The 13,829-nt window shown below is 67.4% G+C and carries 11 protein-coding genes; 9 read left to right on the top strand and 2 right to left on the bottom strand.

All coding sequences use genetic code 11. From position 1 onward, the window contains the following. Positions 1–204 precede the first annotated feature (204 nt). The 9 genes from AB0F43_RS10040 to AB0F43_RS10000 all read left to right on the top strand — a co-directional run bounded on the left by AB0F43_RS10040 (position 205) and on the right by AB0F43_RS10000 (position 11,794). Positions 205–1,965, top strand: a complete 1,761-nt coding sequence (locus AB0F43_RS10040; RefSeq protein ID WP_360473369.1) for an MBL fold metallo-hydrolase — start codon at positions 205–207, stop codon at positions 1,963–1,965. 144 nt (positions 1,966–2,109) lie between these two features. Continuing rightward, positions 2,110–3,054: a hypothetical protein gene (locus AB0F43_RS10035; protein WP_360473367.1), complete on the top strand. Its 945-nt coding sequence runs from the start codon at positions 2,110–2,112 to the stop codon at positions 3,052–3,054. 10 nt (positions 3,055–3,064) lie between these two features. Next, positions 3,065–4,129 (top strand): LacI family DNA-binding transcriptional regulator, encoded by a 1,065-nt coding sequence (locus AB0F43_RS10030; RefSeq protein ID WP_360473365.1) that lies wholly within the window; start codon positions 3,065–3,067, stop codon positions 4,127–4,129. A 169-nt stretch (positions 4,130–4,298) separates the two neighbouring features. Further along, the gene (locus AB0F43_RS10025) at positions 4,299–5,666 is read left to right on the top strand and encodes an extracellular solute-binding protein (protein ID WP_360473363.1); all 1,368 of its coding nucleotides are present in this window, start codon (positions 4,299–4,301) and stop codon (positions 5,664–5,666) included. Positions 5,667–5,669: 3 nt separating this feature from the next. Beyond that, the gene (locus tag AB0F43_RS10020) at positions 5,670–6,707 is read left to right on the top strand and encodes a sugar ABC transporter permease (protein ID WP_360473361.1); all 1,038 of its coding nucleotides are present in this window, start codon (positions 5,670–5,672) and stop codon (positions 6,705–6,707) included. Between the two features lie 3 nt (positions 6,708–6,710). After that, positions 6,711–7,643 (top strand): carbohydrate ABC transporter permease, encoded by a 933-nt coding sequence (locus tag AB0F43_RS10015; RefSeq protein ID WP_360473359.1) that lies wholly within the window; start codon positions 6,711–6,713, stop codon positions 7,641–7,643. 2 nt (positions 7,644–7,645) lie between these two features. Then, complete coding sequence (locus AB0F43_RS10010) at positions 7,646–8,623, top strand: ROK family protein (protein WP_360473357.1); 978 nt, start codon at positions 7,646–7,648, stop codon at positions 8,621–8,623. Next, a complete protein-coding gene (locus AB0F43_RS10005; protein ID WP_360473355.1) occupies positions 8,620–9,222 on the top strand; it encodes an SIS domain-containing protein in 603 nt (200 codons plus the stop codon). The genes AB0F43_RS10010 and AB0F43_RS10005 overlap by 4 nt, the downstream gene beginning before the upstream one ends. A 115-nt stretch (positions 9,223–9,337) precedes the next feature. Then, positions 9,338–11,794 (top strand): glycoside hydrolase family 38 C-terminal domain-containing protein, encoded by a 2,457-nt coding sequence (locus tag AB0F43_RS10000; protein ID WP_360473353.1) that lies wholly within the window; start codon positions 9,338–9,340, stop codon positions 11,792–11,794. 133 nt (positions 11,795–11,927) lie between these two features. Here the strand turns inward: AB0F43_RS10000 and AB0F43_RS09995 are convergent, their stop codons facing one another. Together AB0F43_RS09995 and AB0F43_RS09990 are read right to left on the bottom strand one after the other, a co-directional pair. Continuing rightward, positions 11,928–12,821 (bottom strand): hypothetical protein, encoded by an 894-nt coding sequence (locus tag AB0F43_RS09995; RefSeq protein ID WP_360473351.1) that lies wholly within the window; start codon positions 12,819–12,821, stop codon positions 11,928–11,930. A 155-nt stretch (positions 12,822–12,976) separates the two neighbouring features. Further along, positions 12,977–13,828: an aldolase gene (locus tag AB0F43_RS09990; RefSeq protein ID WP_360473349.1), complete on the bottom strand. Its 852-nt coding sequence runs from the start codon at positions 13,826–13,828 to the stop codon at positions 12,977–12,979. Position 13,829 lies beyond the last annotated feature (1 nt).

Here is a 13,829-nt window from a genome sequence, read left to right as displayed (position 1 = left end):
GCGGCTGTGCTGCCCGCACTCCGGGCTGGCAAGGCGCGTCGGTACCCAGCCAATGACCTCCTACACGTGGAGTAGCGCTGCTTTCTTCCGCCCGCCTGGAGCATCCCTGGAAGCGCTACGCAGAGCAGCGCTACTCGATCGGGGATGGAATCGATGCCACCCTCACTTGCCAGCTCGGGGGAAGCGTTGCTTAGGCTGCTGGGTGTGACTCTGGGGAGCCAACTGGTAAGCGCGGACCTCTATGCCATCGAGGACAGTTGCACGGTGTATCTGCTCGTTGATCCCGTGCAGCGGTCCGCCGTCGCCATCGACGCGGGCAGCGGGCGCTGGCTCGACCAGTTGTCGTCGTACGGCGTGGACACGGTCACCGACGTGCTGGTGACGCATCACCACCGGGATCAGGTGGAAGGTCTGCCGCGCCTGGCTGCGGCCGGAGCGCGGATCTGGGTGCCGGAGAACGAGCTGGGCCTCATCGCCGGGGTGGACCACCACTGGCAGGGACGGGAGGTGGCGAACAACTACGACCTGCGCACCGACCGCTTCTCCCTGCTCGATCCTGTCCAGGTCACTGGGGTCATGAAGGACTACAGCAGTCGCCGCATCGGCCATGTCGACGTACAGACTGTTCCGACACCCGGCCACACCCCTGGCAGCGTCACCTATCTCGTGGACGGTTACGCCTTCACCGGAGACCTGATCCACGGTCCCGGCAAGGTGTGGTCGGCCGCCGCCTTGCAATGGTCGTACGTCGGTCTCGAGGGCGCCGCATTGACCATGGCTTCTCTGGTGCAACTCCTGGACCACGAGCCCAGGCTCCTGCTCCCCAGCCACGGGTCACCGATGCCTGACCCGGTGACAGCGGTCTGGCGGACCTGCGAGACGCTCGGCGAGCTGATCCACGTGCGTCTCGGTATACGCACAGACATGCTGCGCAAGCTGGACGACCCCTTCGTCGAGCTCAGCCCCCACCTGCTGATGAACCACACCAGCGAGTCCCGCAGCTATGTCCTGCTGAGCGACTCCGGCACTGCGCTGCTGATCGACTACGGCTACGACCTGTCGACCGGCATACCGCAGGGTGGTGACCGCTACACCGTGCGGCCGTGGCTGCCGAGTCTGCGGGCACTGCAGCGCGACTACGGGATCGAGCGGGTGGAGGTCGCCGTACCCACGCACTATCACGACGATCACGTGGCGGCGTTCAACCTGGTGCGCGAGGTGCACGGCGCGGAGGTGTGGGCGTCCGGTCCGGTGGCACATGTGCTGGAGAACCCGACCCACTACGACTTGCCTTGTCTCTGGTACGAGCCGATTGCCTGCGAGAGGCATGTGCCGGACGGCACCAGTGTCCGGTGGCGGGAGTACGAGCTGGACATCCACGCACTGCCTGGGCACACGCTCTACGCATCAGCCATCGGGTTCGAGGTGGACGGTCGGCGCGTGCTGGCCACTGGAGACCAGCAAACGAGCAGTTGGGTGCCGGGTGAGTCCGCGGAGATCCCCAACTTCCAGTACGCGAACCTGTTCCGTCCGGACGACTTCGCCGCCTCGGCTGCTCTCTACCAACGACTCCAGCCCGAGCTGATGATCTCCGGGCACTGGCAGCCCCGGATCATCACGCAGGACTACCTGGACGAGCTGACCCGGCTGGGTGAGGAGGTCGCCAGGGTCCACCGCGAGCTGCTGGTGCCGGACGACCCGGTGTTCACGGGCGGTGTTCGCATCACGCCGTACCGGGTGGAGGCCGTTGACGGGCAGCCGTTCGAGCTGCTTGTCAGCTGTGCGGGTGCACAGCTCGTGCTGCCCGCGGGGTGGGAGTGCAAGCAGGTCGACGAGCACCTGTTCTCCGTTGTTCCGCATGTGCGCCAGCCGGTACGACGTGCGCGCATCGCCGCCGGCATCACCCGTGACGGCCGGTACCTGGGCCAGCTGGCCGAGGCACTGGTCGACGTACGCCTTCCCTGAGAGGACATCCCTTGAAGATCGGCAACTATGCCGTAGAGCTCCACCCCGCCAAGGCCTACGCCGCTGTGCACATCGAGGGACAGCGGTGGTTCGCCCTGCGGCTGCACGCGTCGGTGGACACGATCGGCGGACTCGACGAGACCTATGGCGACATCGAGATCCACCAGGCCCGGCACCACCAGGACGATCTTCTGCGGGTGGGGTGCGCAGTGCGCCATCGCTGCCCGGACCGACCAGGCGCCCCAGCCGCTGGCGACCCAGGTGAACTACGACCGGTTCCTGGAGACCCTTGCCGAGCAGGGCATCCGCCCACAGACGGTGGTGGTCGACGACAAGTGGCAGACGTCGTACGCGACCTGCCGGCCGGATCCGGCGAAGTGGCACGACCTCAAGGGCTGGATCGCCGAGCGGCACACGGCCGGACAGCGGGTGCTGCTGTGGTGGAAGGCGTGGGACGAGGAAGGAGCTCCGGCAGAGGCCTGCATCACCGATGCGGCCGGCAACCCGGTCGGCCTCGATCCGGATTCTCCTGCGTGTGTTGCGCTGATCACCGAAGCAGTTGAGTACATGCTTGGTGACCTTGACGCAGACGGTTTCAAGATCGACTTCACCGCGCGAACGCCGTCCGGCTCCTCGCTGCGGCACAGTGGCCCGCGCTGGGGCAGTGCGTTGTTGCACGAGCAACTGCGGCTCGTCTACGACACCGCCAAGCGGGTGAAGCCCGACGCTCTGGTCGTCACGCACACCCCCAACCCGGCGTTCATCGACGTGACGGACATGATCCGGCTGAACGACGTCCTGCGGGCCGACCACGGTGAACCAGGCTATGTCGCTCGTCACATGACCTACCGCGCCGGAGTGGTGAAGTCGACCTGTCCGGAGCTGGGCATCGACACCGATGGCTGGATGATGCCCAGTCACGCGGAGTGGCGTGAGTACCTGAAGATCCAGCACGGTCTGGGCGTACCCGCGCTGTACTACGTCGACGGCACGGACACGGACCGTCATGACTTCGGCCCGGACGACTTCGCCGCCATCCAGTCCAGCTGGACCAGCTTCACCGCGACGCTGGACGTCGAACGCCCTTAGACTCCCTGCCATGAGTCCCCGGGGGCAGCAGGCGGCACGGGCGGTGCAGCAGACGGTCCAGCCGTCCGTACGTCGTCCGACGGTGCAGGATGTGGCCCGCGAGGCAGGTGTCTCGCCGTCGACCGTCTCACGCGCGCTGCACACCCGGGGCTATGCGTCTCCCGACGTACGGGCCCGTGTGCGCGCGGCGGCCGAGCGGATCGGGTACGTACTCGACCACAACGCCCGCAACCTGCGGAGTCGTACGTCGACCTCGATCGGGGTGCTCATCTCCGACCTGCGCAACCCGTTCTACGCCGATCTGGCTGCCGGGATCGAGGAGGAGCTGCGGGCGGCGGAGTACCAGATGGTGCTCGTCAACGACAACGGCGACCCGGCAGAGGAGATGCGGGCCGCCGAGACACTGCTGGCGATGCGGGTGCCCGGAGTGATCGTCACACCCGTCACGGCGAAGTGCCCGCGAGTCCTGCAGGAGAACGGCGTCCACGTGGTGTGTGCGGACCGTGAGCTCGGCAGGTCCAACGGCGACGTCGTCATGAGCGACAACAAGGCCGGTGCGCGCGAGCTGACCGATCACCTGATCGCACTCGGCCATACCCGGATCGGACTGCTGATCGACGAGACCAAGTGGTCGACCGGCGCCGGGCGCCTGGCCGGGTTCCGGGCCGCGCACCTGGACAATTTCGTCGACCTCGACGAGGACCTGATCGCGTACACCAGCTTCGACGCCGACGCCGCCCGGGAGACGACCCGCAAGCTGCTGAACGAGCACGACGTCACCGCGATCATCTCGGCGAACAACGTGCTGGCCCAGGGTGCCCTGGCCGAGCTCAAGGACCGGCGGCTGAAGGTCCCGCGGCAGCTCAGCCTGGCGGCGTACGACGACGTGCCGTGGATGTCGCTGGTGCAGCCGGCCCTCACCACGGTCGACCAGCACACAGTCGAGCTGGGGCGCAGCTGCGCCCGGCTGCTGCTGGCCCGGATCCGCGGCGAGCTCCCGGCCAAACGGCGGATCGTCCGGGTCGCACCACGGCTGATCGTCCGCGGCTCCACCGGGCCCGCACCGCGCGGCTGAGCGTTCCCAGCGCGTTTCGGCGCGCCGCGACCGGACCGTTGTCCACAACCTTCGGCGCAACATCTTGACGATGGCAGAAAGTCACACATACGGTGCGTGCATCCGAAAATGTGGCATCGATGCCACATTTGGGCGCTCTCGTCCCCTGTCGAGGTTAGGAGCAATCGCAATGAAGCACCTGCGCCTTCCCGTGGTGCTGGCTGCCGGCACCCTGGTCCTCACGGCCTGCGCCGGCGTCGGGAACAAGGAGAACTCCGGCGGCAGCGACCAGAGCTCCGCCGACTCGACCCCGTCGGGCACGCTGAACGTGATGGGTTTCAGCGGTGAGGACGAGGTGGCCCAGTCCCGGATCTCCGCCTTCAAGTCGGCGTACCCGACCGTCACGGTGAAGAACAACAAGGGCGACTTCGACGCCCAGCAGTTCCTCACCGCGGTCTCCAGCGGCAACCCGCCGGACGTGGTCTACATGGCCCGGAACCTGATCGGGACGTACGCGGCCAAGGGCGCGATCCAGCCGCTGGACGACTGCATCAAAGACAATGACATCGATACCAGTCAGTACCGCGAAGCCGCGATGAACGAGGTCAAGCTGAAGGACAAGACCTACGGCATCCCGGAGTTCTACACGGTCTCGACCAACCTGATCAGCGGCAAGGCGCTGAAGTCCGCCGGTGTCCAGACCAGCGACATCCAGACCGCCCACTGGGACAAGCTCGAGCAGACGGTGAAGAAGCTGTACGTCGCGAAGGCCGGGCGGCCGGCCCGGATCGGCTACGACCCGAAGATGCCGGACTTCTTCCCGCTCTGGGCGATGGCCAACGGCGCCGAGCTGGTCAAGCCCGGCGGCGAGCCGAACCTGAACGACCCGAAGGCGGTCGAGGCGCTGCAGTACACGATCAAGCTGATCAACCTCCAGGGCGGCTGGTCGAACTTCAAGACCTTTCGCGACACCTTCGACCTGTTCGGTGAGAAGAACCAGTTCACCAAGGACCAGCTGGCCGCGTTCCCGATCGAGAACTGGTACGTGAACGTCCTGCGCGACGCCCGCAAGCACGGGCTCGAGCTGCAGTCGACCCCGTTCACCAATCGGGAGGGCGAGCCGATCAGCACCATCGGCGGCTCGGCCTGGGTGGTGCCGAAGGGCGCGAAGAACTTCGACGCCGCCTGCAAGTGGGCCAAGACGCTGACCTCGGTCGAGACCTGGCACAAGGCGGCCGAGGCGCGGATGCAGACCGTGCAGAAGGACAAGAGCTTCTTCACCGGCCTGTTCACCGGCAACAAGTTGGCCGACGAGGAGATCAAGGCGAAGTACCTCAAGCCCACCGGTGACGCCGGGTTCGACCAGGCGATCAACAACTACTACGACGTGCTGGACAAGGCGAAGGCGCTGAACCCGTCGCCGGCCGGCGCGGAGATCGAGGCCGCCTGGAAGAACGCGGTCGGCAAGGCGCTGGGTGGGTCGGCGACCCCGCAGGCCGCCCTCGATCAGGCGCAGAGCGAGGCGAAGACCGCCTTCGACAAGGTCAGCCAGGGCTGATCGATGGCGACGACCAGCACGTCGGGATCGGCGTCGGCCCCGGCCGGCGCCGGTGCGGAGACCCAACAGGTCCCGCAGCCGGACGGCGGACCGGGCGGTCCGGGCGGAAGCGCTTCGAGCGGCCGCGCCGGTCGCCCGAAGCGCAGCCCGCTGGCGAAGCAGGAGGACCGGGCCGGCTGGCTCTTCGTGGCGCCGTGGGTGATCGGTTTCCTGATCTTCACCGCGGGCCCGATGATCGCCAGCCTGGTCCTGTCCTTCACCGACTACCAGATGATCCAGTCACCGAACGCCGTCGGGCTGGACAACTACCGTGAGCTGTTCAACGACCCGCGGGTGCTCAAGTCGCTCAGCAACACCTTCGTCTACGCGGCGATGTTCGTCCCGCTCGGCACGATCTTCGCGCTGATCCTGGCGATGATGCTGCAGCGGGTCGGCCGCGCCGGCGGCTTCTTCCGGACCGCGTTCTACCTGCCCGAGATGACACCGGCGGTCGCCGCGGCGGCGATGTTCCTGCTGCTGCTGAACGGTCAGCAGGGCCTGCTCAACAAGGTGCTCGGCTGGATCGGTATCAACGGACCGAACTGGACCACCGATCCGAACTGGCTGAAGCCGTCGCTCGCGATCGTCAGCCTGTGGACCCTCGGCGGCACCGTGGTCATCTATCTCGCCGCGCTGAACGGCGTGCCGAAGCAGCTGTACGAGGCGGCCGAGTTGGACGGCGCCGGACCGATGACGCGGTTCTTCCGGATCACCGTGCCGATGATCTCCGGGGCGCTGTTCTTCACCGTGATCACGAACACGATCGCGGCAATGCAGATGTTCGACCAGGCCTACACGATGTTCTACGGCCCGCAGCAGAAGGCGGCGGCGTCGGAGGAGTCTCTGGTCTACATGGTCTACCTGTTCCAGAACGCGTTCCAGTTCTTCAAGATGGGGTTCGCCTCGGCGATGGCGTGGCTGCTGTTCGTGATCATCCTGCTGATCACGTTCATCCAGTTCCGCGTCGGCAACCGGTACGTCTACTACCACGGGGAGCGGTGAACCATGGCGACTCCACCGACCACTCCGACTCCGTCGACAGCCCCCGCGGCCGCCGTCGCCGTCACGTCGCCGGGGCCCTCGGGTGGCCAGGCCTCGAAGAAGCCCTCCAGCTTCAGCCCGCGCCGGCTCCCCTTCCTGTTCTTCCTGACGTTGGCGACCTTCGCGTTCGTCTATCCGCTCGTCTGGCTGGTCAGCGCGTCGCTGAAGCCGCGGTCGCAGGTGTTCGACAACCGGCTGATCCCGGAGGTGTTCCAGCCGTCGAACTACGTGCGCGTGTGGGAGACCGCGCCGGTGCTGCGCTGGCTGACGAACTCGCTGACCGTCGGTTTCATGGCCGCCGCCGCGGTGACGCTGTCGAGTGCGCTGGTCGCCTTCGGGTTCGCGTACTTCCGGTTCCGCGGCCGGAACCTGCTGTTCGGGGTGCTGCTGTCGACGATGATGCTGCCGGGCGCGGTGACGATGATCCCGGTGTACCTGATCTGGAACCGGCTCGGCATGATCGACACCCAGATCCCGCTCTGGGCGCAGAACCTGTTCGGCTCGGCGTTCTACGTGTTCCTGCTGCGGCAGTTCTTCCTCGGCATCCCCCGGGAGCTGTTCGAGGCGGCCCGGGTGGACGGCTGCGGCTACTTCGCCATGTTCCGGCGGATCGCGTTCCCGCTCTGCAAGCCGGCCCTGGTGATCGTGTTCGTCTTCGAGTTCAAGGCGAGCTGGTCGGACCTGATGAAACCGCTGATCTACCTGCAGACCCCGGAGTACTTCACGATGCCGCGTGGCCTGAAGCAGATCATCGACGCCTTCGCCCTCTCGGGTCACTATGAGTGGGAGATCGCGGTGGCCGCCAGCGTGATCGCCGTAGTCCCGATGATCATCCTGTTCGCCTTCGGCCAGCGGTACATCCTCGACGGCGTGGCCACGACCGCGCAGAAAGGCTGAGCGTGAGCTCGCATCACCCCGGCCCGCCCGACCCCGGGCAGCCCGTGCTGGCCCTGGACGTCGGCGGCACCAAGCTGGCCGCCGGCGTCGTGTCGCCCGACGGCACGGTCCGCTCCTTCTGCCAGATCGAGACCGCGGTCGGGGAAGGGCCGGCCGCGGTCCTGAAACGCCTGCTGGAGCTGGGCGAACAGGCGCTCGCCGACTCCGGTTCGGCTGGGGTCGCCGCGGTCGGTGTCGGGTGTGGTGGGCCGCTGGATCCGCGGACCGGCGTCATCCTCGGTCCGCCCGGTCTGCCGGGGTGGGATGAAGTGCCCTTGGGCCGATTCGTGGCCGAGCACTTCGACGTGCCGACGTACGTGGAGAACGACGCGACGGCGGCCGCGCTCGGTGAGTACCGCTGGGGTGGCTGGGAGGTACGGAGCCTGGTCTATCTCACCGTCTCGACCGGCTTCGGTGGCGGAGTGGTTGCTGACGGCAAGTTGTTTCGCGGGGCGGCGGATCAAGGCGGTGAGCTTGGGCATGTGGTCGTCGACTGGCAGGGTCGCCAGTGCGGCTGCGGCGCCCGCGGCTGCGCGGAGGCCTACGTGTCCGGTACGGCGATCGCGCGGCGCGCCGCCGAGGCGGTCGCGGACCGGCCGGAGTCGAGCCTGGCCACGCTGACAGCCATCACCGCCAAGGATGTCGCCGAGCAGGCACTCGCCGGTGACCCGGTCGCCCGCGCGGTCTGGGACGAGACGACCGCGATGCTCGGCCGGATGGTCGCCGTACTGATCAACGTCTGTGAGCCGGAGCTCGTCGTACTCGGCGGCGGTGTGACCCGGGCGGGTGCTCAGTTGCTGGATCCGGTCCGCGAGGCGGCGCTGCGGCAGGCGATGCCACCGGCCGCGGCCGCGTGCGACGTAGTGCTCAGCAGACATGGTGATGTGGTCGGGGTGCTGGGTGCCGCCGCGATCGGCTACCAGCGCATGGGGGAACGATGACCGAGCTCTTTGTGGACGGGCTGCTGGACGGGCAGCTGGAGCGACATGCTGAGGTGACAGCGGCGATGCGGGAGCAGCTGCCCCAAGTGCAGGCCGTCGCCGATGAACTGATCCGCCGGCTTGCTGCCGGCGGCGTGCTGTACACGTACGGCAACGGCGGTTCTGCTGCCGACGCACAACACCTGGCCGGCGAGCTGATCGGCCGCTACCTCCGCGAACGTCGTCCCCTCCCCGCGGTCGCTCTGGTCGGCGACGCCGCGGTCGTGAGCTGCATCGCGAACGACTACGCGTACGACGACGTGTTCGCGCGACAGGTGACCGCGTTGGCTCGTCCACAGGACATGGTGGTGGGTTTCAGTACATCGGGCGCTTCGCCTACGGTGGTGAACGGGCTCGCAGCGGCGCGGGCCAACGGCGCCTGCTCGGTCGCCTTCACCTCGACGCGGGGCAAGGATCTCGCGGCAGCGGCCGACCTGGCGGTCGTCGTACCGGCCGAGGAGACGGCCCGGATCCAGGAGATGCACGTCCTCGCCCTGCACCTGATCAGCGAACTGGTCGACCGCTGGGCAGTAGGCACAGACACCGTGGAGAGCCCATGACTGTGCGAATTGCCGCGCTGCCGCGCGGCGGGTCATGGGGCTATGACTCCCGGCCTTCCCTCGTCGCTCCAGTCGCTTCGCTCCTTACGCTCCTCAGTCCAGGCCGGGAGGCCCCATGACCCGTGGTCCCTTGCACATGATCGGCAATGCTCACATCGACGCGGTGTGGCTCTGGCAGTGGCAGGAGGGTTACCAGGAGGTGCGGGCGACGTTCCGCTCGGCGCTCGACCGGATGGACGAGTACCCGGACTACGTCTTCACCGCCGACTCGGTCGCGTACTTCAGCTGGATCGCCGAGCACGACCCGGGGCTGTTCGAGCGGATCCGCAAGCGGGTGGCGGAAGGCCGGTTCGAGATCGTCGGCGGCTGGTGGGTCGAGCCGGACTGCAACATCCCCGGCGGTGAGGCGTTCGTCCGGCATGCGCTGTACTCCCAGCGCTGGCTCGCGGAGCACCTCGGCGTGATCGCCACCGTCGGCTGCAACGTCGACCCGTTCGGCCACAACGCCACCTTGCCGCAACTGCTCAGCAAGGCCCGGCTCGACTCGTATGCGTTCCTGCGACCGCAGAGCCACGAACGGGAGCTCCCCGGGCAGAAGTTCTGGTGGGAGTCGGCCGACGGCTCCCGCGTCCTCGCCTACCGGATCCCGCACGAGTACTGCTCACCCGGCGGTGAGATCTCCGGCCATGTCACCAAGGCGCTGCAACAGTTGCCGGTGACAACGGAGCCGCTGATGGTCTGCTACGGCGTCGGCAACCACGGCGGCGGCCCGACCATCGAGAACATCGAGTCGATCAAGCAACTCGCCCATCGGGACCTGTTCCCGGAGATGTTCCCGTCCACGATGCGCCGGTTCTTCGACGAGGCCCGCACGTTCGACGGCATCCCCGTGCACGCGACCGAGCTGCAACCGCACGCGATCGGCTGCTACGCCGCGCACTCGGGGGTGAAACGGCAGAACCGCCTGGCCGAGCAGGCCCTGCTCGCCGCGGAGAAGTGGACGACCATCGCCGCGGCGGTCAGCGGTACGCCGGATGCCACCGCCGAGCTCGGGCACGCCTGGAAACAGGTGCTGTTCAACCAGTTCCACGACATCGCGGCCGGTACGGCGATCGAGCCGGCGTACGACGACGCACGTGACCAGCTCGGCGAGGCGAAGTCGATCGCGGCCCGGCTGGCGAACCGCTCGATCCAGTCGATCGCACGGCAGATCGACATCCCGGCCGAGTCGGCGATGGTGCCGGTTGCCGTGTTCAACCCGCACGCGTGGCCGGTGACCTCCACCGTGGAGCTCGAGCTCGGGTACCCGGCGCCGCTGCGTGGTGCGATCGCGTTGTCGGAGGGCCTCGACGGCCGGCTGGTCGACGTACAGGAGGTCCGGTCGGCGGCGACAGCGAACGGGCGGCGGCGGATCGCCTTCACGGCAACGGTTCCGCCGCTCGGGTACCAGCTCTATACGTTGCGTCCGGGCGGTGCGTCGTACCACCTTGGTGCTCCCTCGGATGATCGCTTGGTACTGGACAACGGCCTTGTGCACGCGGAGGTCGATCGGAAGACGGGCTGGCTTCGGACGCTCGGACTGACCGACGGGCCGAACCTGCTGGCCTCTGGGATCGCCCACGCCCAGGTCATCGACGACGACACCGACACCTGGAGCCACGGCGTACGGTCGCTGTGGAACACGACCGGCGCTTTCGAGGTCACCCGGGTACGACGACTCGCGGACGGGCCGGTTCGTCAGCTGGTCCGGGTGGAGTCGGCGTACGGCGATTCCAAGCTGGTTGAGGAGTTCGTCCTCGATGCGGAGTCCGACGCGGTCGAGGTGCGGGTGACGATCGACTGGCGGGAGACCTTGAAGGCGCTGAAGCTGTGCTTCCCGTTCGCGGTGAAGAAGGCCGAGGCGACGCACGAGATTCCTTACGGGCACTTGGTGCGCGAGCAGAACCGCGAAGAGGTGCCATCGCACGCGTGGGTGGACATCTCGGGTGCCGGCGGTGGCGTCGCGGTGCTGAACGACGGGAAGTACTCGTTCGCGGTCGACGGATCCAAGGCGGGCAAGCCGGTGCTGGCAATGACCGTGGTGCGGTCGCCCGTCTATGCGTGGCACGATCCGCGGCGGCTGGACGACGACGGAGTTTACGAGTACCTGGATCAGGGCATCCAGCGGTTCACGTATCGGCTGCAGCCGCATGGCGGTGACTGGCGTGCGGCCGGCGTCGTACGACGTGCGGCCGAGCTCAACCAGCCGGTGACCCCGCTGATCGAATGCTTCCACGACGGGCCACTGCCGGTGTCGCAGTCCTATCTGACGGTCAGTGGTTCAGATGACGTGATCTTCTCGGTGCTGAAACGCGGTGAGGACGACAACGGCGCGGTGATCCTGCGTGGTTACGAGACCAGCGGGCGGGCGGCCGAGGTGAAGGTCCACCTGCCGTTCCTGGGCCGCTCGTTCGAGACGGCGTTCCGGCCGCATGAGGTGAAGACCCTGCAACTCCCCTCGTCCGCCGAGGCCGCACCGGCCGAGGTCGACCTGATCGAGTGGGACCCAACGACGCCACCACCTGTCGGCTGAGACCTGGGCGATCCTTGCGGATGGGGAACATCAGCCGGCGCCCCAGACCACGAACTGTTCGCGCTAGTAGGCCGCGCCGTCGCCTCTCGACCTCCAGGCCACGATGTCGAGCAACCGAACTTCTCGAGTCCGGTCACAGGTGACCGCGCAGCTTCTCGAGGGCGAGGAACAACAGATCCTTCGCGACCCGAAGTGTGCCATCGTCCGAGACGCGGCATTCGACTCCGTACTTCGCGTGGCTGACGATCTGTATGCCGGTCAGTTTGGCGGCTGGAAGGTCTTCCGCGACGAGGCGGAAGGAGATCCGGCCGTTCCAGTGCGCGTAAGCGACTGTGGGGGTCGGTTCTTCGATCTGCGTGTCATGGATGCGGAAGTAGGCGCCGATCGGTTGTTGGGGGTCTTGAGTGCCTCCCACCACTGCGATTGCCTCCTCGAGCTCGACCCATCGAGCTAGGTCGCTGAGGAGGGCAGCACGTTCACCGGAGCGCTGGCTCAGTACCTGCTGCAGATCAAGGGCGGCGGCGGACGGCTCTTCGGCCTCCGCCGGCTCCGACTTGACTGCCGGGTCGGGCGAGAGATCAGCGGCCAGCTCTGCCCAGCGGCCAAGTTGGCGGTCCCAAACGTCCACCTTGGCTTGGATGTACCGCTGCCACCCCTGTCCGGACCCGCCACTGAGACGAGCATGTTCCTCAGTCGTGACGACGCACGCGACGCCGTACGCGTCGAGTAGCTCCTCCAATTCGGCGATGGTCCAGTCGTTGCGTGAGAGCAGGCTGTCGATGATCCACCTGCGTGGCCAGACATGCTCGTGGTTGATCTTGGCGGCGTCCTCACCCAGGACGCCTCGGCTGACATAGCGAATGTTGTACTTGGGGTGCGGGCTGACTCCCGGCGCTTCGGTCCACTTCCACAGCCCGATCGTCAAGAGTTCCCGCCGGTGCTTGCTGTGGATGTCCGTCATGCTGAGGACCTGCTTGACCAGCGCCAAGGCACTCGAGCGCAGGACCTGACCGCCATCCTGTGCCACATACGGAGATCGGAAATCGATGAGGCGGTTCGTCGCGGGCAATTCACTGTCCTCTCATCTGTCCGAGCAGCTCTACGACAGCGCCGACGGCGGCAGGATCAGCGTGCATCAGGGTCGACCACATCGGTGTGACTGTGCAACAGTTGCCGGCGCGCCTAGCCCAGCTGGGTCCACGGACGGGCGTGTTGGCGGACGGTACCGGCGATCAATGCCAACCGCTCCCGGCAGGTCGTCGCCAACACGGACGCCGGGTCATCCGTCTCCAGCGCTGGTGTCCACAGGGCTCGGCCGGCGAGGGTTCCCGACGCACCACCGCGGCACGCCAGCTCGACCGCGCGCGGAAAGTCGTCGCGAGCCACCCCGTTGGAGAGCACCACCCAGGGAACCTCCAACGTGTTGGTCAGTTGTTCGCAGGTCTTGATGATCTGGTCGGGGTCGCCGAGGCCGCGGCTGGGGACCTGGGCCTTGTAGAGGTCGGGGCGGACCGGGCCGAGCACCTCCGCTGCCTCGACGATGGCGGCGTCGAGTTCGAAGTCGTCCTCGCCGGGTGCCGGCTGGACCACCGGCTCCAGGACCGACAGGAGGCCGGCGTCAGCACAGCGCCGGACAAACTCCGCAGACATCGCCAGCCGACGGTCCGCCTGGTCGTCGCGCTTCCAGATCACCAGCAGCTTGAGCGCGACCGCACCGGCCTCGCGGGCAGCGTGCGGATCGACGGACTCGTCCAGTTGAGTGTCCGTGACCGGTCCACCGCGCTCCTGCGTCAGCGCGTCGGCCGCGAGGATCAATCCGGGCCGGCGGGGAGCGTCGTACCCCTTGTCGATCAGGAAGCCGGACGCCAGCGGGGCAAGGTGTTCCGCGACGGCGGCCTTGAACGCCGTGATCGCCGCAGGCCCGTCGGGCCGTCCGTGCTCGGCGAGCATCGCGCGCAAGCTCTCGCGTTGATCCATCGCGACCATGGCGAACGTGCCGTCGGGGTACGCCAGGGCGTCGAGTGTCGGTGTCATG

The organism is Kribbella sp. NPDC023972 (assembly GCF_040639075.1).
Classification (GTDB): domain Bacteria; phylum Actinomycetota; class Actinomycetes; order Propionibacteriales; family Kribbellaceae; genus Kribbella.
Note: the sequence above shows the minus strand (reverse complement) of the source record. Positions and strands in the feature narration are given on the sequence as shown.

Bases quoted from the DNA above. Each gene is read 5' to 3' on its own strand.
- AB0F43_RS10035 (WP_360473367.1), top strand. From the start codon at position 2,110: ATGGCGACATCGAGATCCACCAGGCCCGGCACCACCAGGACGATCTTC.
- AB0F43_RS10030 (WP_360473365.1), top strand. From the start codon at position 3,065: ATGAGTCCCCGGGGGCAGCAGGCGGCACGGGCGGTGCAGCAGACGGTC.
- AB0F43_RS10025 (WP_360473363.1), top strand. From the start codon at position 4,299: ATGAAGCACCTGCGCCTTCCCGTGGTGCTGGCTGCCGGCACCCTGGTC.
- AB0F43_RS10020 (WP_360473361.1), top strand. From the start codon at position 5,670: ATGGCGACGACCAGCACGTCGGGATCGGCGTCGGCCCCGGCCGGCGCC.
- AB0F43_RS10015 (WP_360473359.1), top strand. From the start codon at position 6,711: ATGGCGACTCCACCGACCACTCCGACTCCGTCGACAGCCCCCGCGGCC.
- AB0F43_RS10005 (WP_360473355.1), top strand. From the start codon at position 8,620: ATGACCGAGCTCTTTGTGGACGGGCTGCTGGACGGGCAGCTGGAGCGA.
- AB0F43_RS10000 (WP_360473353.1), top strand. From the start codon at position 9,338: ATGACCCGTGGTCCCTTGCACATGATCGGCAATGCTCACATCGACGCG.
- AB0F43_RS09990 (WP_360473349.1), bottom strand. From the start codon at position 13,828: ATGACACCGACACTCGACGCCCTGGCGTACCCCGACGGCACGTTCGCC.